The organism is Nocardioides sp. YIM 152315 (assembly GCF_029210375.1).
Lineage (GTDB): Bacteria > Actinomycetota > Actinomycetes > Propionibacteriales > Nocardioidaceae > Nocardioides.
Genome location: NZ_JARGER010000023.1, coordinates 15,154 through 35,265, shown reverse-complemented (window position 1 = coordinate 35,265; position 20,112 = coordinate 15,154). Strand labels below are relative to the sequence as shown.

Sequence of the window (20,112 nt, the reverse complement as noted above, 5' to 3'; positions counted from 1 at the left end):
GTCAGGTGGCGGCACGCACCAGCTCGTCGCCGAGGTCGGAGCGCAGGTAGAGCACCGACCTGCCGTGGCGGGCCGAGCTGAGCAGCCCGGCGTCGCGCATGGCGCGCAGGTGCTGGTTGGCCGCGCTCGTAGTGACGCCGAGACGGATCGCGAGCTCGGTCGACGAGGCGGGCGAGTCGAGCACGGCGAGGAGACGTGCGCGGACCTCGCCGACCAGGCCAGCGAGGGCCCGCGGCGCCGTGGGACGGTCGCTCTCCCAGAGCGTGCCGGCGCCGCGCGCGCCGTACATGATCAGCGGCGGCTCGTCCGGTGAGATCGGCACCGTGGCATTGCGGGTGAAGAGCGACGGCACGAGCGTCAGGCCCTCGCCCGCGGTGCTGCGACGGAAGCCGACCTTCGTGGACATGTGGACGTGCACGACGTCGTCGAAGAGGCGGACCCGGGGCGACAGATCGGCGAACATCGCGGCCAGCCCCTCGCGGGCGATCGTGCGGCCGCGGAAGACGATGTCGGCCTCCAGCACGGCCCGCATCCGCGGCCACCACGGCTCGAAGCACGCCGTCCAGTACGCCGCGAGCGCGGTCGTCATGCGTCGCAGCACCCGGTCGCGGCGGCCCGCGAGCACGGGCGGCCGGGTCGCGGCGTCGGGGTGCACCTCGGCGAGGTCGTCGCGCAGGACGTCGAGCGGCGTCCCGGCCAGCGCCGCGAGCTCGTCGTCGAAGCGGGTGAGCGGCGACCACGGCCTGGGGGTGAGGAAGTCCGGCGTCCACAGGTTGTCGTTGGTGAGGGCCAGCAGCATCTCGCCGTCGAGGTCGGCGCGGACCGACTCGGTGAGCTGGAGCCAGGGGAGCTGGAGCGGGTACCGGCCGGGCTCGCGCCAGGTGCGCAGCGAGAGCGCGAGCTCGGTCATCGGGGAGAGTGCGAACCGCACCTCGCCGAGGTCGGCCCCGGCCAGCTCGTACTCGATCATCCCGACCATGAAGCAGGACGCTACATCGTTGGTGGTGCCCGGCACTGCCGTGGGAGAACTCTCCCGTGCTCGATCGTCTCCGCCGCCTGCTCGCCCCGTCCGATCCCGTCGAACGCGCCCTGACGGCCGCCACCATGGCGGCGTCTCTCGCCACCGGTCTCTTCTACAGCGTCAGCGCCCTCTACTTCACGCGCGTGATCGGGCTCGAGGCGACGACCGTGGGCGTCGGCCTGACGATCGCCGGTGCCGTGGGCGTGCTGATGTCGTTCGCGGGTGGGTACGCCGCGGATCGGGTCGGCGCCGACCGGCTCCAGCTGTGGGCGAACGTCGTGCAGGGCCTGGCGTTCTTGGCCTACGTCGCAGCCGACGGCGTGGTCGGCTTCGTGCTCGTCGCCTGCGTGGCCGTGGGCAGCCGCAGCCTGCAGGGGACGGCGAAGGCGACCGTCCAGGCGCGCTGGTTCACCGGAGCCGAGCGGGTCGCGATCCGCGCCCGACTGCGGGTGATCACCAACGTGTTCATCGGCCTCGGCACCGTGCTCGCGGGAGCCGCGCTCCTGGTGGACACCGCGACGGCCTACCAGGTGACGATGCTCGCCGTGGGCGCCTTCTCCCTGCTCGCGACGGTCCCGCTGGCGGGGCTGCGTCGCCGAGCCGTTGGGTTCGGTCAGCGGATGGACGCGCACCTCGAGGTCGACCGCGTCGTCGGCCCGTCGCCACTGCGCGACCGCACCTACCTGGGCGTCGTCGGCCTGAACTCGGTCATCGCCATGCAGTTCGGCATGACCTCGGTCGGCGTGCCACTGTGGATCGTCACCCGCACCGAGGCCCCAGAGGTCGTCGTGTCGGTGCTCCTGGTGCTCAACACGGTCATCGTCGCGCTCTTCCAGGTGCGTGCCGCGCGGGGCACCCACGACGTGCTGGTCGCCGGTCGCGCGGTTCGCCGCGGGAGCCTCCTCCTCGCCGCCGGGTGCCTTCTCTACGGTGCGGCCGGCAGCGCCGGAGCCGTGCTGGCCGTCGTGGTGCTCGTCGCCGCGGAGGTCCTCGGCTCGTGGGCGGAGGTCTGGTGCGAGGCCGGCGCCTGGGGGCTCGCCTTCGAGCTTGCGGACCCGGTCAGCGCCGGGCGCTACCAGGGGCTCTCGCAGACCGGCTACTCCGTGGCCAGCATGGTGGCCCCCGCGCTCGTCACGGCGACGGCGGTCGACCACGGCCTGCCGGGCTGGCTCTTCCTGGCCGCGCTGTTCGCGGCCGCCGGGGCCGGGGTCGCGGCGATCTCGCGCGCGGCGGCGGCCCGTCGTACGTCGGAGGTCGCGCTGGTCGCCTGATCGCTCAGGCCGCCGGACGGCCGCCGGGCTGCCACCGGTGGACCTCGATCCCGACGTAGCGGTCGGCCGGCAGGACCTCGCGCGCGGTGTCGGCGTCGGGTGCCTCGATCAGCGCCGCCGCGCCGAGCACCCGCGTCGCGTCGTCGGAGAGCAGCGGTCCGAAGAGGATCAGGTCGTCCCGGCGAGGGGGCGCGCTGCTGGTCGGCTCCGGTGCCGGGGTGAAGCCGAGGACCAGGAAGCGGCTCGCCTCGCGGTGCAGGTCGGGGAAGTCCCACATGGTCCGGCCCAGCTCGTTGTGCCAGCGGCGGATCATCACGTCCCGGTAGGCGCCCGCCTGGTAGCCCGGCTCGTCGAACGCGAAGTCGCGTGCGGCCGCCGTCGTCGGCAGCCCCAGTACGTGCACGCTCCCCGTGAGCGTCTCGTCATCGCAGAACGTCGGTCCCCGCGCGATCATCGTCTCCGCGAAGCCGTCCATGTAGGTCCAGTGCTCCTCGACCATGGCCGTCCGCAGACCGGTCGATCCCGGCCGGTCCCGGTGGTAGCAGAAGAACTCCATGCCCCGAACCTCTCGCCGACGTGGTGGGCTCAGCCGCGCGAGGGCAGCAGGCAGAACTCGTTGCCGGACGGGTCCGCGAAGTGACGCCACGGCAGGTCGCCCCAGTCGAAGTGCAGCTCGCGGCCGCCGCGACCCGCGATCTCGAGGGCCAGGGCGTCGGCGTCGTCGTCGGGCTCCAGGCGGAGGTCGAGGTGCATCCGGTTCTTCGCCGGCCCCTTCGGCACCACCTCGGCGCACAGCTCGAGCAGCGGACCGCGGCGCGACGGGTGCTGGAGGCTACGGGGGCCGGACCCCTCGACGGACACCCACCCCGTGAGCCACTGCCAGAAGTCGTGCTCCCGGTCGGGGTCTGCGACGTCGAGCGGCAGCGTCGCGATCGGCCCGGTCTCGGCGTACGCCGCGCGATCCTGCACCACGCAGAACGGGTTTCCCTCGGGATCTGCGAGCACCTCCCACGCCACCTGCCCCTGACCGATGTCGGCGCGGCGGGCGCCCAGCGCGAGCAGGCGCTCCACGGTCGACTCGACCGCCGCACCGCCCCGGAGGTCGAGGTGGAGACGCTGTGGCTCGAGGGGTGGCTCGGGCACACGCTGGAAGCACAGGTCGAGCACGGGCCCGTCCGGGACCGCGAGGCGGGTCTCGAAGCCGGCGAGCTCGTCGGTCAGCGTCTCGGAGCCGAGCGCGGCCTCCCAGAACCGGCCGAGTGCCTGCGGGTCCGTGGCGTCGACGACGACGTTCTCGAGGTACACGACGTCAGCGTAGACCGCGCCGGATCGACGATCTTCCGCGATCGGGTGAACCCCCCGAGGGTCTCGCGGAGTATGAACGGCATGCAGCGGGCGCATCGGGACGCGGAGTTCACCGAGTTCTACGTCGCCCGCGTGCGGGCGCTGCGCCGCGTGGCGTACGTCGTGACGCGAGACTGGCACGCGGCAGAGGACGTGACCCAGCGGGCGCTGGTGAAGGTCTACCGGGCCTGGTCGCGGATCGACGGAACGGGGCTGGAGGCCTACGCGCGCCGGGCGGTGGTGAACGAGTCGCTGACCTGGGTGCGACGGCGCCCGCGGGACGTCGTGGTCGGGTCGCTGCCCGACGTCCCGGCTGCCGAGCCGGTGGCGCCCCTGGACCTCGACGCGGCGCTGGCCACGCTGCCCGCCCAGCAGCGCGCGGTGATCGCGCTGCGCTTCGTCGACGACCGATCGGTCGCGGAGACCGCGGCCGCCCTCGGCCTCGCCGAGGGCACCGTCAAGAGCCACACCGCCAAGGCCATCGCCACGCTGCGCCGGCACGTGCCGTCACTCACCGACACGAAGAGGACCCCATGACCGAGCACGACCTGTCCACGATGCTGCGCGACCACCTCGCCGACGAGCCGCCGCTTCGGCAGTCCGGCGCCGACGTCATCCGCACCGCCCGTCGGGAGTCCCGCCGGCGCCGCGCCCTCGAAGCCGGCGCCGGCGTGCTCGCGGTCGCCGCCCTCGCCGCGACCGGCCTCGGCGTCGGCGAGCAGCTCAGGGGCGAGGACTCCTCGACGCCGGTCGCCCAGGAGGCGACGCCACCGCTCGCCCGGACCATGGAGAGATCCGCGAGCGCAGCGTTCACGCCGTACGTCGGACCGCTCGGCGACCCGACCTGGACGGTCAAGAGCCTGCTCGGGGACACCGTCGACCCGGGCGACCCGGCGGCCCAGCACTACCTGCTGAGCTATCGCCCCTCGGGGGGACCGTCGGTCCAGGTCAACCTCACGGTCGGTGGCTACGCGCCGGCGGACTTCGACACCTACGACTTCGCGTCCAGCTGTGACCACCAGCTGGCCCAGGGGCTGGCCGCGACCTGCGAGATGTCCGCGCTCGACGACGGCTCGCTGCTCATGACGACCGTCGCGCCGCGCGCCCGCATCGGCTCCGACGCGCCGCGGATGCTCACCCTCGACGAGGCCGCGTCGCGTCCGCCCGGCTCCGTGCTGTGGGTCCGGGTCGTCGGGCTCAGCACCCGCGACGGCATCGCCGTCGACGCGTCCGAGTACGTCCGCGCGGCCGACGCCGACAGCGCGGACTGGCAGGTCCCGCTCGACGTGCTCGAGGGTCTCGCCCTCGACCAGACCCTTCGCGACGCCGACCTCGCCCACGAGCCGATGCCCGCGGTCACGGGGGAGTGACCGGGCCGACCGCTACCGGGTCGCCACGAAGTAGACGACCAGCGCAACCAGCAGCAGCAACGTCGTACCACCGAGGATCCAGACCCACAGCGGCGTCCTCGTCGGCTCGGGCTCGGGCGGGGGAGGGGGCGGCGGGGTGACGACCACCGGCTCGGGCGCGGGCGGGTGCATCAGCCCGCCGCAGCGCACGCAGAGCTCGGCGGAGAGCAGGTTGCTCTCGGCGCAGTGCGGGCAGGCGAGCGAGCCGACGGTCACGCGACCGGACGTGCCCGGCAGGCGGCGCAGCGAGTCGACAGCCGTGGCGCCGACGTCGAGGACGACCTTGTTCGGCGTCCAGAAGAGCGGGTAGTCGCACTGGGCGCAGAAGTCCGCGGCGTCGCGTCGGGTCAGCGCCACCGTCGCGGCCGTGCCGCACTCCGGGCAGGTGACGTGCTCCGTGCTGGCCGGTCCGGGCGGCGGTACGGCGAGGGGCGGTTCGAGCGCCTCCTGGAGCGGGGCGTCGGGATCGGTCAGGGGCATGCCGGGATCCGGCCGCTCCGGCTCACCACCGGAGAGCGCGTGCCTGCCGGTCAACGTCTCGCTCACGCCGGCCACTCCTCCTCGCTCGTCCACACCCGGTCGGGTCCGACGTACAGCTCCGCGCGCACGTGGGCGGGCACCTCGTCCCGGACCACGTCGACGAAGTCGTCGAGCTCCAGCTGCCCGGTCGACCGCACCCGCATCACCACCCAGGAGGTGTCGTCGGGAGCCTCGCCCGCGCGCCAGATGCCGCCGCCCTCCTCGACCTCGACCGGACCCTCGCTGATCAGCTCCAGGTAGGACCTGAGACCACGAGCAGTGCCACGCCACGTCAGCGTCTTCGCCGCGCTGGACACGATACGACGTTGCAGCTCCTCCGGCTGGGAATCGTCGATGGTCTCGACGCCGATCCACGACGCCAGGTAGGGCAGCATCGGCTGCGGCGCGACGCTCGCGTCGGCAGCGTGCTCGACGTTGTCGGCGTCCTCGAGCAGCGAGGCGCCGAGCTCCTGGAAGATCGACACGAAGCGCCGGAAGAAGTCCTGGTCGAGCATCGCGACCGGCAGCTGGTCGAGCATCCACGTGGGCGACCGCTGCGGCCGCAGCTGCCCGGCCGGCGCGACGGCGGCGCTGACCCGTTCGACGGTCATCGGACCACCACCTGGTGGCCGGCGGAGAGGAAGAGCGACTGCTTGTCGAGCCGGATCACGTCCTTGCCCCCGCCGAGGCGACGGCCGGTGCGCAGGTCGTACTCGAAGAGGAGCACCTCCTCGACCCGCTCGACGCCGTCGATCCCCTCCAGCAGCTGCGTCACCACCGCGAGGTTGACGTCCGCGTCGAACGGCCAGCCGGTGCCGTCGGAGCCGCCGACCAGCGGGTTGAGGAATCGGGACAGCCCGTCCATCGCGCGCTGCCGCACCAGGGCCGCCGGTCGACCGGGAGCGCCGTGCAGCAGCGCGACCACCGAGACCCCTTGGTAGTACGGCGTGCTCACCTCGACCGACGTGCCGACCAGCCGGTGCTCGTCGAGCGTCTCGGAGATCGTCGACATCAGGTAGGGCGAGATCGCGAAGTCGTCCAGCCGCTGGGTCGTCGGGTCCGTGCGCACCTGCGGGACCACGAGGAGCTGGACGGCGCCGTTGCCGCGACCGGCGGGCCGACAGCGGACCCGCGCGACCTCGATCGAGGACTCGATGGTCAGCCGCTCGAAGTCGCGGGCGGTGACCGCGCGCTGGCCGGTCCGGAGCGTGAGTGGGCCGCGGACCTTCGCCTCGGCGACGGTCTCCGCGTCGACTCCGCCCGAGGCGGCCGCGAGGTTGACGACGCCGTTCACGAACGGCACCGCCGAGCGCAGCATCGTCAGCGTGCGGGCCCCGACGTTGCCGCGGGAGCCGCCGCCGTGGCGGTAGCCCGCGGTCTCGACGAACGCGCCGTCGCGGGGGATCGCGCCGTGCTGCCGCACGGAGCCGTCGGGGTAGCGGATGCGGGGTCCGAAGTGCACGACGCCGGTGCCGCTGTCCCAGACGAAGTGCTGGTCCGTGGGGCCGGAGGCCGAGAAGTCGTCGACCTCCTGCCACTCGTCGACCCGCTCGCCGTCGACGACGCGGACGGTCTCGTCCGAGCGGCGCGGGAGCACCGGGAAGCGGCTGGTCTGGAAACGCTGTCCGGGTGCGCCGCTGCTGCGGCCCAGGGTCTCGCCGCCCATCGTCTCCGCGTGCTCGGCCGGCACCGTGCCGCCCAGGGCGGAGACCTCGATGCCCCGGACCCGGGGGGAGTTGCGGTACGTCGGCTGCCCGCTGCCCGGCGTCAGCAGCCGGGCCCGCAGCCAGTAGGCGGACTCGTTGGCCACCGTCAGCGGGACGTGCTCGACCGGGACGAGCAGCACGACCTCCCCGGGCCGGTTGAGGCCACCCGTGGAGTCCTCGTGGATGCGGGTCGGCAGCCAGCCCTCGCCGTTCCACACCTCCCAGACCAGCGGCGGGCGCCGCGGGTCGACGCCGATCCCCTCGGCGCGGGCCTCGACCTGCAGGCGCAGCACCATGCCGGCGAGGCTCTGCCGGAAGCCGAGGTAGAAGGCGTCCCCGGGCGTCAGCACGTCCGAGGGGAAGCACTGCGCGCCGTCGCTGCCGAAGCGCAGGTCCTCCCAGACGTCGACGATCTGCTCGCTCGCGGCGGCCGACGACTTCGCGGCGACCAGGTCGGGGGGCGCGATGACGAGGTCGCCGGCCGTGCTGAAGACGACGGAGTCGGTCTCGGTTGCGCTCGTCGCGGTCATCACCTGGGTGTTCGCCGGGACGAGCACCGGCTGGTCGAGCACGGCCGAGAGCCAGAACGTCAGGTCCGTGCGCGCCACCGACGGCGGGAACGGCTCGATGCCGACGAGGTTGAGGAAGTGGACGTAGAGGCGGTCCGGCACCTGGTTGACGCGGTAGAGCACCATCTCGCTCATCCACGCGAACAGCTCGATCAGCGCCACGCCCGGATCGGAGACGTTGTGGTTGGTCCACTCGGGGCAGTAGCGCGGGATCAGTCGCTTGGCCTCGTCGACGATGTCCTGGAACGTCCGGTCGTCGAGGGCGGGGGTGGGCAGCGGCATCGGTGCGTCCTACTCGGCGTCGTGGGGGATCACGTAGAAGGGATAGACGAGGTTGCGGCGGTCGTTGGTGGCGCGCACCCGGTAGCCGATGAGGATGCGGATCAGGGCGTGGTTGTCCGGGTCCGGCTCGGGTCGGACCTCGTCGACCACGATCCGGGGCTCCCACTGGGCCAGGGCGTCACGGACCGCCTCCGCGATCAGTCCGAGCAGGTTGCCGGTCACCGGCTCGAAGAGCAGGTCCCAGATCCGGCAGCCGAACTGCGGCCGCATCAGGCGCTCTCCGGGCGCGGTCATCAGCACGATCTGGATCGAGCGGTCCAGGTCGGGCGTGCCGTCGGAGAGCGCGATCGCCCCGGTGTGGTCGACGCCCACCGGCCAGAGCAGGCCGCGGCCGATGAAGGACGAGTCCGGCTGCTCCGGTTCGTCGTACCTGCGGATGGGTGCCTCGGCCATCAGTTGATCGCCACCAGTGCGCCCTTGAGCGCCAGCGGTCCGCTGGCCTCGACGGTGGCCGACCCCTGGGCCTTGACCCCCACGATCGCGCCCTCGGCCTTGAGGTTGACGCTGGCCTTGAGCTGTACGTCGGTCGCGCCGTCCACCTTGACCGCGCCGCTGGTCGCCTTGATCGACACGTTGGCCCCCTCGATCGTGACGTCGCCGTTGGCGGCGAGCTCGATCGTCGCGCCGGCGCCGTTGTCGAGCTTGATCGGCTTGCCGTCCATCGAGACGTCCAGCCTGTCCTCGCCGAGCCGGATCAGGTTCCCGGTCACCTTGTTGCGGATGAGGATGTGGCTCTCCGAGGGGGACTGACCGTCGGCGAGCTCGACCAGGTGGCCCAGGCGCGAGGTGATGCGGCGGTACTTGATCGCGCCGTTGTCCACGAACGGCTGGACGCCGGTGGTCGGCAGCGTCTTCTGGCTGCTGAAGAGCCCGCCGAGGATCAGTGGTCGGCGGGTGTCGCCCTGCTCGAACCCGACGAGGACCTCGTCGCCCACCTCCGGCTGGAAGACCAGCCCCCGCTGGTCGCCGCCGCCCAGCGTGACGATCCGCGCCCACCACGACTCGACGTCGCCGCCCATCGAGGTGAACTTCACCTTCGCCCGGCCCAGGGTGTCGGGGTCGGACACGTTGGTGACCTGGGCGGAGACCAGCGCGCCCATCACCGGCCCCGGTGACGTCGCGGGCGCGCCGAGCAGGTCGACGAGGTCGCTCGGGCGGATCGGACCGGCCGTGAAGTGGGTGTGGAACCCGGTCGAGTCGTAGACGTGCTCGACCCGGGTCACGACGTACCCGCCCGCGGTGGCGCCGGTGTTGGCGACCTCGACCGTGCTGCACGGGACGATCCGGTGGTCGACGAAGCAGGTGCCCCGGGCCACCACGGCCGCCGACGCCGACTGCGCCAGGAGCGACTCGCCGAGGTCCGTGGCCTCGGCCTGGGTGTGCGGGGTGAGCGCGGCGACGGCGACGCTCCCGGTCGCGGAGCGTGAGCGTCCGGGGTACTTCGACACGAAGGTCGACTCGGGCTCGTTCGGCGTGGCCGCCTCGCCCGTCACGGCCGCCTGCTGGGACTCGTCCCACCCGGTCACGCTCACCCTGGCCGGGTTGAGCGCCGATGCGCGCGCCGAGAACCGCACGAGGTTGGTCCCGAGCGTGAGCGAGACGGTGCCGCTGCTCGTGCCGGCCTTGACGACGTGCAGGTCGTTGCCGTCGACGTACCACACCATGCCGCAGCGCGCGGTCATCCAGTCGAGGTAGGCGAGGCTCGTCCCCGCCTGCAGCAGGTAGGGGTGCACCTCGCCCGTCTCCGTGACGCGACTGGACGTCAGGCCCGCCTCGGACGCCAGCGTGGTGATCACGTCGGAGTACTTCTGCTGCAGGAACGAGCGGTTCTTGGTCGCCTGGCCGAGCCGGTACGCCTTGTCGTCGACCGTCACGCTGAGCTCGGTCGTCGGGCCCGCCGAGGTCAGCTCCTGGTCGACGCTCACGCCCGTCACCTCGCCGGAGAAGAGCGCGGGCCCGCTCGGCGGCTTGATCGTGACGGCGGTGCCGACGTCGAAGCTCGGCAGCGAGGTCAGGGTGAAGCCCGCCTCGAGGAAGCGCAGCGTGGCCCGGCCGACGAGGTTCACTCCACGGTCGACGGACACCGAGACCAGGCCGTCCAGCATCGCCGCAGACGCGGGCTGCCCGTTGATCTCGATCTTCGGAGCGACGGAGATCGTGCTCATGGAGCTCATGGGATCAACCCTCCAGCCGCGGGATCGTCAGCATCGTCCCCGGCCGGACCGCGAGCGGATCCTCCAGGCTGTTGGCCGACGCGAGCAGCCGCCATCGCGTGGAGTCGCCGTAGTAGCGCGCGCTGATCCGGTCGAGGGTCTCGCCGGGCTGGACCCGGTGCACGCGGTGCGGCCTCGGGGTGCCGGACGTCGGGTTCTGCGGACCGAAGGCCTGGGACGGCTCGTACTGGCGCAGCTCCAGCTCCATGCCGGCCCGCAGCGGGACACCGGTCGAGGAGAAGTAGGTGAAGTTGAGCCGCAGTCCCTGCACGACCGCCTTGAACGAGTGCAGGTCGCCCCAGTGCATCGTGACCGTCGGCGGCCGCACGTTGCTGGTCGTCTCGTCGGAACCCGGCAACGACGGGTCGACGTCCATCAGACCCACGATCTTGCCGGTGTGTGTGGTGACCGGTGTGCCGTCGGAGGTGGTGTCGAAGACCAGGTCGACCCGGAGCCACGCGGAGTTGGCGCCGACGTACCGCAGCGTGGGCACGCCCTGGCCGGGCATCGGGTTCGAGGCCCAGTTGTTGCGCCGTCCGACCGTGATCGTCTCGGGGTTGTAGAGGCACGGCACCCGTTCGCCGCCCTCGATCTCCAGGAACGCCTTCTCGAGCTCGGGCATCAGAAGGCCCCCCAGCTCTGTCGGCGGCCCCGTCGTTCGAGCTCCTCGACGACACGACGCTCGATCCGCTCGACCACGGCGTCGACGACGGCGTCGAGGGAGACGCCCGGCGGCATCGGGGTCGGCGGTCCGGCGACGTCGTCCATGTCGGGGTCCACGCGGTTGTCGGCGACCCGGACGATCGGGGCCTGGTAGGGCGAGGGGACGTGGCTGAGGTCCGGAGATCCCGGCCCGCCCGATGCTCCCGATGGCGGAGGGGGTGGCGCGGGCAGGGACGAGTACGTCGACATGGCTCCTCCTGGTGCGAGCGAACGCCGGATGACCGAGGTGTCCGAGGTGTCCGAGGCGGCGAAGAGGTGCGCCGTCGCGTCCAGCAACGAGCCCGCCCACGGACTGCGGCCCGCGATCGGCTCGTCGGGCACCCGCGGCCGGATCCGATCTCCCTCCGACGACCCGGCGGCGGGTCCGACCGCCGTCGGGGGGCTCGGTGGCGGTCGGTGCTGGGCGACGCTGACCCGCGGCGGCGCCACGGTGAAACGGCGCAGGTCGATCGACGTCGGTGTGCGACCGAGGCCCACGCGGGGTCTGCCCGCTGGCACGGCGGCGGGACTCGGGGCCGGAACGGGGGCGCTGCCGGGGGCGCTGCCGGAGGCGGTGCCGGGGGAGGAGGGGCCGATCGGCCCGGTGCCCTGCCCGGCCCGTGTCGGTCCGCCACGTCCTCGGGACCCGGCCGATCTCCATGCTCCGCGTGCACCAGGTGTGGACGCGGGGCCGGCTGTCGTGGGATCGGCTGTCGTGGGAGTGGGGCTGGGATCGACGCCGGTGCTGCGGCGCAGCCCGCCCGTGGCGTGACCTGTCGGGGCCGCAGGTCCCGCACTCCCCGCGGTCCGCCGCGCCGGCGCCCCCAGCGTGCTCCCGAGCGCGCTCGCCACGGCGCTGGCCACCGTGCCGGCCACGCCAGAGGAGGCGCCGGTCACCGGGGCGGGCGCGGGGCTGCCGGCGGGACGGATCGGCTCGGGCACGCCGAAGCCGCTGGCGAGCGCGCGGCCGCGGCGGGAGCCGTGCGCACTCGTGCGCCGGATGGCGAGCAGCTCCGGCATGGCGAGATCGTGACCGGCGACTCCGGGAGCGGCGACGTGCGCGCCGATCCGGCTGACCGGGTAGGCGCCGCCTGTCGTCACCCCTGACACCGAGGACGACGTGGAGACCGACGGCACCGGCCCGGGCTCGACACCGACCCGCCCGAAAGTTTCCGACGGGTCAGCGTCGCCCTCGTGTCGCCGGGGTGCGGAGACCGACGGGGTCTGCGTCCGACCGGATGCCGCAGCAGCGAGCGGCGCCGCGCGCCGCGCCTCCTCCGGTCGGACGGGCGTGGCCGGGCGCCACAGCCTGCGGAGGCCCGGCGTCGATCCCGACCTTGGGGTCGGCTGGGAAGTCGGCTGGGAAGTCGGCTCGGAAGTCGGCAGGGAAGTCGGCTGGGAAGTCGGCTGCGGGGTCGGACTCGACGGTGCGGCGGCGACGGCACGGAGCACGGTCGGCGTGGGAGCTGCGGGAGTGGCGGCGACCGGTGGGGGCGTGCTCGTCGCGGGGGCCGTCGCACCGGTGGGGGCGCCGGCGGAAGCGGCGCGGGTCGCGCCGATCGTGGGCGAGGACGCGGCCGGTCGTGGTGCTGCGGCGGGCCGGACGTGCGAACGGCCGGCCTGCCGCAGGAGGAGGCTGCCGGCCGACCAGGCGTGGCGACGCACGGCCGCCGGGGCGTCGACGCTGCCGGCGATCAGGCTCGGCGCGCTCGGCGCGACGACAGCCGGACCGCGCAGGCCGGTCTCCAGCCGGGTCACGCCGGCGTTCGTCGGACGGGCCCGTTCGGCAGTCGACAGGGGCGCGAGCACGGGCGCGGTGGCAGCAGCCATGGGGACGGCGGCGGCCCGCGTGGGTGTTGCCGCGGAGCCCGTCGGGCGGTCGCCGGGGCCGGCCGCCGGGGTGCGGCGCACCACCGCGCCGAACCGGGAGCGCGCCGCGCCCAGCTGCCAGGTCGCGCGCGAGGCGCGCCGCAGCGCCGGCGGGCCGGCCGGTGCCGGTCGGGGGTCGTCCGTCGGTGCGGTCGGTGCGGTCGGTGCGGTGGGTGCGGTCGGTGCCGTTGGTGCGGTGCCGTCCGCCGACGGGGGCGCGACGACGGGGCCTGGGCCGGGGCCGGGTGCCTGCCGAGGTGCTGCGCCGGTGGGGACCGTCGGAGGGTCGGCGGCCGCCGGCGCGGAGGCCGCGTCGGGTGTCACCTGCCGGGTGGAGCGGGAGGCCCGCCGCGCGACCGGCATCGGCGCGGTCGCCGACGCGTGGGGTGGCGCGCCCTCGGCCCGACCGGCCGCCGGAGCCGACGGCGGTCCTGACGACGGAGTCGACGGCGGGGTTGCCGAGGCGGCCCGGCGAGCGGCCGTGCTGGCGCTCAGCTTGGCCCGGTCCGCCTGGGTGAGCATCGGGCCGACGGCGGCGACCTCCGCGAGCCGGCGCACCCGGGCGACCTCGCCGCGCAGCCCGCCGACGATGCCGCCGGGCGTCCAGGTCGACTCCTCGGGGATCGACCGCGCGGCCCGCGGGAGCCCGCGTTCGGGCAGCCGGCGGATCTCGACGGCGCGCGCCGGCGCCAGCCATGCCGGCGGAGTCGCCGCAGGCGCCGTTGACGGACCAGGGGCCGCGGACGACGCAGGGGACGGATCAGCCGCGGCAGGCGGCACGACGGCCGGAGCCGGGCCCGCAGGCACCACGGCGTCCGACCGACGCACGCGAGCGGGCGCGTCGGCGGTCGCGCCGCGGACGGCGGGATCGTCCGGCCGGGTGACGGGGGTCCACCAGCGCGGCGGAGCGGAGCTCGCGGCGATGCCGCGCGGGTCCGGCCCGACCAGGGCCCGGCGGATGTCGACGGGTCGAGAGGTCGCGGCCGCGAACCGTTCGACCGACGACGCCAGGCTGCCGATCCGGGTCGGCAGCCCTCGACCGAACGGCGGACCCGGCAGCCGAAGTCGGCGCGCGACGTCGCGTCCCAGCCGCGCCTCGTGGGCACCGCCGGCGGTGTCGGGAGAGAGAAGATCGGTCATGACGTCTGGGTGACCGCCCGGAACCCGTGGTGCGCGATCTCGAGCTCCTCCTCGAGGGGGTCGAGCCGGCCGACCGAGAAGTCCGGGCCCTGCCACCGCACCGGGAACACGTCGATGAACTCCCAGGCACGCAGGCGGTTGCCGAGGGCGTCGACGACCGTGACGGCTCCGGTCGACTTGGTCAGCTTGTTCTGGTTGCCGGCGAAGCCCTCGCCCGAGGACTTGCTGAACCACTCGAACAAGGCGTCACTGTCGGTCACACCGCGCCGGAAGACCAGGTGCGGCCAGCTCATCCGGCCCGGCACCTTGTGGACGAAGCCGTTCTGGCCACCCTCCGCGATGTGGTCCAGCTGCACCGAGACGTTGAGGCCGGTGACCTCCTTGAAGACGCCGAGCTCGACGCCGTCGAGCTCGAAGAGGAACCGGGTCGCGACGGGCAGGTCACCACCGAGCGGGGTGGTCTCACTGCTGGCCATACTCACGCACCGCCTGCCATGCTCGATCGTTCAACGAGACCACGGCCCGCACCATCCGCACCCGGTCCATGTGCTCGAGGTCCAGCAGGTCGTCGAGCCGCCAGTGCAGGTGGTAGGCCAGGAACGCGATCTCCTGCCAGAGCGCCTCGGCGGGGTAACGCATCATCGCGGCCTCACCCCGCCTCGCTGGCGCCCAGTCGTGCGCTCATCAGTTCGCCTTGCGCGGGATCTCCTCGACCGCTCGCCGCAGGGTCGGTCGCGGCTCCGGCTCCCGGTCGGGGCCGGCGTCGGCCGGCTCCGCTGCCGCGTCGGACTCCGGCTCCGCCGCGGCGGACGGATCCGGGTCCGACGGCGAGGCGACCCCCAGGAGGGCCGAGGAGGTCTGCGCGCTCACCAGCGCGTCGTACTCCTCCTGGCTGCCGAAGTTGATGACCCCGTAGAAGTCCTGGAGGAATGCCAGGTCGACGGCGAAGAGGCCCTCGATCTCGTGAGGGGTCACCATCGGCAGGTCGCCGAGCCGCTCCACGACCCGCGTCAGCACCAGGATGGTGAGCCGCGGGTCGTCCGGACCCTCGACGCGCGGGTCACGGAGCGGCTCGAGCTCGTCGCGCGCCGTCGCGAGGCGCATCGTGCCCGTGCGGTGCACCTGACCCGCGCTGTCGACGTACCCGCGCGGCAGCGTGAACTCGTAGGACGTCTGGAGTGAGTTCACTTGACTCGGGCGAGGCTCTCGACGGTCAGCGTGATGGTCTCCTTGACCGGCTCGTTCGACTCGACGCTGAGCTGGTCGGTCGCGATCTTGCTCGGCCACCCGTTGGTGAAGTTGAACCGAGCGATCTCCGCGTTGGTCGAGTCGTACATGACGATCGACCCGTTCTTGCGGTTGTTGGACCGGTCGCTGAGCAGGATGCCCTTGTCGCGGATGTCGTTGAACCAGCCCCACATCTTGTCCTGGGTCATGTCGGGGGGTGCCATCCGGGTCAGGCTGAGGTCCGGCGGCTTGTTGGCCTTGCCGAGGGTCTTGACGATCTGCACCTTGCCGCTCGCGCCGGCCTGCTCCATCGTCACCACCTCCATCTCGATGTCGAGGCCGGAGACGCTGGACAGGACGCTGACGACACCGCCGTCGATCTCGAGGAAGAAGTTCTGGGAGACGATCGGGTCGTTGTTGATGAGGTCTGCATTGGGCATGGTTGGCTCCGTTCAGTGCGAGGGTCGCAGGGGGTGGCGAGCGTCGGCGCTAGTTCGCCGACTGCTTCTTCTGGCTGATCCGGAAGACCACGAACTCCGCGGGCTTCACCGGTGCGATGCCGACCTCGACCACGAGCAGGCCGGCGTCGATCGACTCGGGCGGGTTGGTCTCCGCGTCGCACTTGACGTAGAACGCCTCGTCCACGCTGGCGCCGAAGAGGGCGCCGGCCGACCAGAGGCCGCGGAGGAAGGCGTTCAGCGTGCGCTTGACGCCCTCCCAGAGCGTCACGTCGTTGGGCTCGAAGACGGCCCACTGGGTGCCGGTGAGGATCGTCGCCTCGACCATGTTGAACAGGCGCCGGACGTTGATGTACTGCCAGTCGGTGTCCGAGGCGAGGGTGCGCGCGCCCCAGATCCGGATGCCGCGGGTGCCGAACGGACGGATGCAGTTGATGCCGATCGGGTTGAGCAGCGACTGCTCGTTCTGGGTGACGCTGCGCTCGATGTCGAGCACTCCACGCATGGTGTCGTTGGCCGGCGCCTTCCACACGCCGCGGGTGTCGTCGGTGCGCGCCCACACGCCGGCGACGTGTCCGGACGGCGGGATCAGGATCTCGCTGTTGCCGTTGACCCCGATCGGGTTCTCGACCTTGATCCAGGGGTAGTAGAGCGCGGCGTACGCCGAGTCGTACATCGCGACGTCGCTGCGCCACTCCTTGATCTGCTGCGGCGACATCCCCGGAGGTGCGTCCAGCACCGCCATCCGGTTGCCGTTCTGCTCGCAGTGCGAGATCAGCGCGGTCTGCACGGCCTTCCAGAGCCCGAGGTCGACGGTGCCGTCCTCGCCGGTGGCCGCGGTGACCAGGTCGGGGACGACGACCACGGTGACGTCCTCGGCGACCGCCAGCCCGTTGATGCCGTTGCGCGCCGACTCGGAGCCGGCGAACTTGCGGCCGTTGACCGGCACCGGGACCGGCGCGGCCTTCTCGAGGGAGTAGCTGCCGGGCCGGACCAGCTCGAGCTGGGAGCCGAGGTCGACGTCGTCGTCGAGCTGCAGGTCGATCTTGATCTTCGTCGAGGTGGCGTTGACGGCCGTCGCGACGTTCGAGTCGCCGGCGCCGAAGCCGAGGCCCGAGAAGGTCTCGACGGCCTCGCCGCCCTCGAGGACGGTGATCGTGAAGGTGGAGGGACCGTCGGCCGCGTCGTCCCCGCCGTCGTCGGTGGTCACCTGGAGCGTGATGTCGGCGTCGGCCTCGAGGCTCTCGACCGCCACCGGCAGACCGAGCGCCCGGTCGGCGGCCGGCAGCGCGAGGCGAGCGGGCTGCCCGGCCGGCTCGGTGTTCGGGACCCGGCAGATGTAGGCGACGCTGCCGCCGTTGGCGAAGTAGCCGTACACGGACAGCGGGAGCACGCAGCCCTCGGCGAAGCCGCCGTAGAGACTCTCGAACTGCGACCAGCTCGTCACCAGACGGGGGGCCAGACCCTGCGGGTCATTGGGGTCGTCGGTCGGGGCGGTCGCCGTGAACCCGACGAAGGCGGTCACCGCGGTCGGGGCGGCGGACAGGACCTTCTGGGAGGTGGGCACCTCTTCGACGTAGACGCCAGGTGCGGTGTATGTGGGCATCGTCTTCATCCGCTCTCGCGACAGGTGGCAGGACGTTCGCACACTGCTCCCAACCACCCGGGTCCGCAATGAGAACGGTGACACATAGTCCGAAATGACTATGCCAGTGGCAGGTTGGTAGGTTGACGCTTTGCCCGCCGGCTCGCGACCATGGGTCCATGGCCAACCGCCCCGCACGGCGGCTCGAGCTCCGGGACGGCGACCGGGCCCGGCTGCTGGTGATGACGCGCAGCCCGACGGTGCGCGCCGGCCTCGCGCGGCGCGCCCGCATCGTGCTGCTCGCCGCCGACGGGCTCTCCAACACCGACATCGCCGACAAGGTCGGGGTGTCGCGCCCGACCGTGCTGGAGTGGCGCCATCGGTACGCCGAGCGCGGGCTCGACGGGCTCGCGGACCTGGCGCGTCCGGGCCGTCGGCCGCATGCCTCGGCCACCGACGTGCTGCGGGCGACGCTGGTGCCGCCGCCGCGCAGGCTGGGGGTCACGCACTGGTCGTCGCGTCTCCTCGGGCGCGAGCTCGGGGTCGGACGCAGCACCGTCGTCCGCGGCTGGCACACCTACGGGTTGCAGCCGATACGTGGCGGCTACCGGTTCGCCACCTCTCCGCCGCTCGTCGGGCGGGTGACGTCGATCCTCGCGCTGCGCCTCGGTGCGCGGGAGCGGTTCGCCGTGCTGGACGTGCGTGACAACGCGTGGACGAGGGATCGTGCCGACGCCGGGGTCGCCGCCGCTGCGCTGGCCGACCTCGAGCACGCCCTGCTGCGCGGGCCCGCTCCGGTGCGCGACGATCCGGCCGGGGACCTCGCCACCTTCCTCGACCACGTCAACTCCTCGCGCGCGCACTGGCCCACCGGCGCCCAGCTGCACCTGGTCACCGAGGGGTACGGCCAGGTGGCGGCCACCGGTCTGCGTGAGGCGTTGGGCGCACGGTCGCGGATCGCGGGCCTGCACGCCGTACGTGAACCCACGCGGTGGGCCGACCTGGTCGCCGCGTGGCTGTGGATGATCTCGCCCGTCGATCCGGACCCAGGGCCCCTGCTGGCGCTCGAGCGAGGCTGCCGGCGGATGGACCCCGGCTCGGCGTTCGCGTGGTGCTACGCCCCTGGGCGCGCCGTGAAGGCAGCATCGACCCGCCCAACCGTCAACTGAGATTCCGGCCAGCTGGGCGAGGCTGGGGTGTCGGTCAGGTCGCCATGGTCTTCGTGGCGCCGGGCATGGTGAGCTGGATGACGCCGCCGTACGCACACGCGCAGGTCGAGCCGGAGACCAGTGCCGGCATCCCGCCGACGACCGTCCGCGGCGCCCCCGGGAGCCACGGAGCGGGCGTGACGGGCACGCACGGCATCGGCGTGAGCACACCGAGCGCGGCCGAGGTCGCCGCCGCGACCGTCGGGTTCGCGACGCTGGTGCACATCCCGAAGGGTGGGATGTTGGCGATCGGCGCCATGTCGGTGATCACCGCGGCGGGGCGCCCTTCGACCGTGACCCGGGACGTGCCGGTCGCGACCAGCGTCGCCGGAGCCATCCCGAACGTGCAGGTCATCATCGCTCCCGTGACTGCAGATTGACCCATCGCATCCTCCTCAGCGGCGCCCGTTCACCGCTTCGATCCCTTGGCCGATCCTTGCAGCGGCTCGCCCGCTCCCGTCACGAAGCAGATGACGCTGCGGTCGTCGTCGTCCCAACTGCGGGCCGACGGCACCAGGTAGGTGTAGAAGAGCTTCGAGTCGAGGTAGTCGATGCCGACGTAGTCGCGGTAGGCGCCGGCGCAGGCGCCGTCCGCGAACTTGTTGAGCGCGTCGTCGCCCGGATAGGTGTCCGGAGCCGCTTCGTCGAGGGGCTGGTACTCGACGACCGCGTAGGCCTCCTGGGTGTGCTCGTCGGAGCAGTCGAGCTCGGCGAGCTCGCTCAGCTGGGCCTTGACCTTGGTCTGTCCCTCGAAGCACTGACCCGGCTCGATCGAGAACACCGAGACCCCGTCGCTGTCGTCGCCGTCGAAGAAGCTGCAGCCTGCGAGCAGCGGCGCCGCCAGCGTCGCGGCGGCGAGCGCGACCGTCGTACGGCGTCGAGTGGACTCAGGCTCAGGCATGCACGTCGTCCATCCGCGCGACCATCGCGCTGACCCGCTCGACCGGAGGAGCCTCGAGCTCCCAGTCGTAGCTGTCCGCGGCCACCGTGGCCAACAGGCAGAACGAGGCCTTGAGCGAACCGCCGCACGCGCTCCAGATCTCGCGCACCCGGTTGGCCGGATCGCCCAGGGACAGGCGGACCGACGAGTTCACGCCGGCGGGCAGGAGGTCGGGGGACAGCAGGTCGACGCCGGCGAGGATGCTGGCGACGTCGCCGAGGAGCTGGTGCTCGTCGCGTGGGCTGCCCGCCCACGCGCTGACCAGGTAGCCGAGCTGCATCATCGGCAGGGGACGCCGCCGCTGCGACCGGCCGTCCTCGGGGACGCGCGTGGTCGGCCCCGACGGCTGGGTGCTGCGCTCGACGTCGTAGAGGAAGAGGTTCACGGTGATCCGCGAGAGCTGTGCGGACCACGTCGAGCTCGGCGGCTCGAAGGTGACGTCGCCCATCTCGTCGGGCAGGGGGAGCCGGGTGCGCAGCAGCCGCTCCAAGCCCGAGTCCACATGGCTGATGAACACCCGATCGAGTCTGGCACGCGGCGGGCCACCGCACAGGAAATCGGGGACATCCAAGCAAATGCCACGACTTTT

Annotated in this window: 22 protein-coding genes; 4 read left to right on the top strand and 18 right to left on the bottom strand. The window is 72.8% G+C overall.

All coding sequences use genetic code 11. The features are described 5' to 3' along the window. Position 1: 1 nt before the first annotated feature. On the bottom strand, positions 2-979 hold the full coding sequence (locus PZ894_RS07085; protein ID WP_275743791.1) for a DUF5937 family protein: 978 nt from the start codon (positions 977-979) through the stop codon (positions 2-4). 56 nt (positions 980-1,035) lie between these two features. Here PZ894_RS07085 and PZ894_RS07080 point away from each other — a divergent pair, with 56 nt between their 5' ends. Beyond that, positions 1,036-2,292: an MFS transporter gene (locus PZ894_RS07080; RefSeq protein WP_275743790.1), complete on the top strand. Its 1,257-nt coding sequence runs from the start codon at positions 1,036-1,038 to the stop codon at positions 2,290-2,292. Between the two features lie 4 nt (positions 2,293-2,296). On the opposite strand, the gene PZ894_RS07075 is transcribed toward PZ894_RS07080, so the two are convergent. Further along, the gene (locus PZ894_RS07075; protein WP_275743789.1) at positions 2,297-2,848 is read right to left on the bottom strand and encodes a YciI family protein; all 552 of its coding nucleotides are present in this window, start codon (positions 2,846-2,848) and stop codon (positions 2,297-2,299) included. Between the two features lie 29 nt (positions 2,849-2,877). Continuing rightward, entirely contained in the window at positions 2,878-3,597 is a 720-nt protein-coding gene (locus tag PZ894_RS07070; protein WP_275743788.1) for a VOC family protein, read from the bottom strand. An 81-nt stretch (positions 3,598-3,678) separates the two neighbouring features. Here PZ894_RS07070 and PZ894_RS07065 point away from each other — a divergent pair, with 81 nt between their 5' ends. Continuing rightward, a complete protein-coding gene (locus PZ894_RS07065; RefSeq protein ID WP_275743787.1) occupies positions 3,679-4,173 on the top strand; it encodes a SigE family RNA polymerase sigma factor in 495 nt (164 codons plus the stop codon). Then, positions 4,170-5,006, top strand: a complete 837-nt coding sequence (locus PZ894_RS07060; RefSeq protein ID WP_275743786.1) for a hypothetical protein — start codon at positions 4,170-4,172, stop codon at positions 5,004-5,006. Before PZ894_RS07065 ends, PZ894_RS07060 begins: the two co-directional genes overlap by 4 nt. Before the next feature lie 12 nt (positions 5,007-5,018). Here the strand turns inward: PZ894_RS07060 and PZ894_RS07055 are convergent, their stop codons facing one another. The 12 genes from PZ894_RS07055 to PZ894_RS07000 are packed head-to-tail and all read right to left on the bottom strand — an operon-like array spanning position 5,019 to position 17,396. Beyond that, positions 5,019-5,591, bottom strand: a complete 573-nt coding sequence (locus tag PZ894_RS07055; protein WP_275743785.1) for a hypothetical protein — start codon at positions 5,589-5,591, stop codon at positions 5,019-5,021. After that, positions 5,588-6,175, bottom strand: coding sequence for a phage tail protein (locus PZ894_RS07050; RefSeq protein ID WP_275743784.1), 588 nt, complete (start codon positions 6,173-6,175; stop codon positions 5,588-5,590). The genes PZ894_RS07055 and PZ894_RS07050 overlap by 4 nt, the downstream gene beginning before the upstream one ends. Next, positions 6,172-8,121: a putative baseplate assembly protein gene (locus tag PZ894_RS07045; RefSeq protein WP_275743783.1), complete on the bottom strand. Its 1,950-nt coding sequence runs from the start codon at positions 8,119-8,121 to the stop codon at positions 6,172-6,174. The genes PZ894_RS07050 and PZ894_RS07045 overlap by 4 nt, the downstream gene beginning before the upstream one ends. Positions 8,122-8,130: 9 nt before the next feature. Continuing rightward, positions 8,131-8,574 (bottom strand): GPW/gp25 family protein, encoded by a 444-nt coding sequence (locus PZ894_RS07040; protein WP_275743782.1) that lies wholly within the window; start codon positions 8,572-8,574, stop codon positions 8,131-8,133. Then, complete coding sequence (locus PZ894_RS07035) at positions 8,574-10,346, bottom strand: phage baseplate assembly protein V (protein WP_275743781.1); 1,773 nt, start codon at positions 10,344-10,346, stop codon at positions 8,574-8,576. Before PZ894_RS07035 ends, PZ894_RS07040 begins: the two co-directional genes overlap by 1 nt. A gap of 13 nt (positions 10,347-10,359) precedes the next feature. Then, entirely contained in the window at positions 10,360-11,016 is a 657-nt protein-coding gene (locus PZ894_RS07030; RefSeq protein WP_275743780.1) for a LysM peptidoglycan-binding domain-containing protein, read from the bottom strand. Beyond that, a complete protein-coding gene (locus tag PZ894_RS07025) occupies positions 11,016-14,105 on the bottom strand; it encodes a hypothetical protein (protein WP_275743779.1) in 3,090 nt (1,029 codons plus the stop codon). Before PZ894_RS07025 ends, PZ894_RS07030 begins: the two co-directional genes overlap by 1 nt. Then, the gene (locus PZ894_RS07020) at positions 14,102-14,581 is read right to left on the bottom strand and encodes a phage tail protein (protein WP_275743778.1); all 480 of its coding nucleotides are present in this window, start codon (positions 14,579-14,581) and stop codon (positions 14,102-14,104) included. The genes PZ894_RS07025 and PZ894_RS07020 overlap by 4 nt, the downstream gene beginning before the upstream one ends. Next, entirely contained in the window at positions 14,568-14,747 is a 180-nt protein-coding gene (locus PZ894_RS07015; protein ID WP_275743777.1) for a DUF6760 family protein, read from the bottom strand. The genes PZ894_RS07020 and PZ894_RS07015 overlap by 14 nt, the downstream gene beginning before the upstream one ends. A 42-nt stretch (positions 14,748-14,789) precedes the next feature. Further along, on the bottom strand, positions 14,790-15,293 hold the full coding sequence (locus PZ894_RS07010) for a hypothetical protein (RefSeq protein WP_275743776.1): 504 nt from the start codon (positions 15,291-15,293) through the stop codon (positions 14,790-14,792). Continuing rightward, positions 15,290-15,772, bottom strand: coding sequence for a phage tail protein (locus PZ894_RS07005; protein WP_275743775.1), 483 nt, complete (start codon positions 15,770-15,772; stop codon positions 15,290-15,292). The genes PZ894_RS07010 and PZ894_RS07005 overlap by 4 nt, the downstream gene beginning before the upstream one ends. Before the next feature lie 49 nt (positions 15,773-15,821). After that, positions 15,822-17,396: a phage tail sheath subtilisin-like domain-containing protein gene (locus PZ894_RS07000; RefSeq protein ID WP_275743774.1), complete on the bottom strand. Its 1,575-nt coding sequence runs from the start codon at positions 17,394-17,396 to the stop codon at positions 15,822-15,824. Between the two features lie 158 nt (positions 17,397-17,554). Here PZ894_RS07000 and PZ894_RS06995 point away from each other — a divergent pair, with 158 nt between their 5' ends. Then, the gene (locus PZ894_RS06995) at positions 17,555-18,544 is read left to right on the top strand and encodes a helix-turn-helix domain-containing protein (RefSeq protein WP_275743773.1); all 990 of its coding nucleotides are present in this window, start codon (positions 17,555-17,557) and stop codon (positions 18,542-18,544) included. 34 nt (positions 18,545-18,578) lie between these two features. Here PZ894_RS06995 and PZ894_RS06990 read toward each other — a convergent pair whose 3' ends face one another. From PZ894_RS06990 to PZ894_RS06980, 3 genes are read right to left on the bottom strand one after another with little or no spacing between them, the layout of a single operon-like run. Further along, positions 18,579-18,968 (bottom strand): DUF4280 domain-containing protein, encoded by a 390-nt coding sequence (locus tag PZ894_RS06990; RefSeq protein WP_275743772.1) that lies wholly within the window; start codon positions 18,966-18,968, stop codon positions 18,579-18,581. 24 nt (positions 18,969-18,992) lie between these two features. Beyond that, complete coding sequence (locus tag PZ894_RS06985; protein ID WP_275743771.1) at positions 18,993-19,484, bottom strand: septum formation family protein; 492 nt, start codon at positions 19,482-19,484, stop codon at positions 18,993-18,995. After that, positions 19,477-20,040 carry a DUF4255 domain-containing protein gene (locus tag PZ894_RS06980; RefSeq protein WP_275743770.1) on the bottom strand — a complete coding sequence of 188 codons (564 nt, stop codon included), beginning with the start codon at positions 20,038-20,040 and terminating at the stop codon, positions 19,477-19,479. The genes PZ894_RS06985 and PZ894_RS06980 overlap by 8 nt, the downstream gene beginning before the upstream one ends. Between the last annotated feature and the right edge of the window lie 72 nt (positions 20,041-20,112).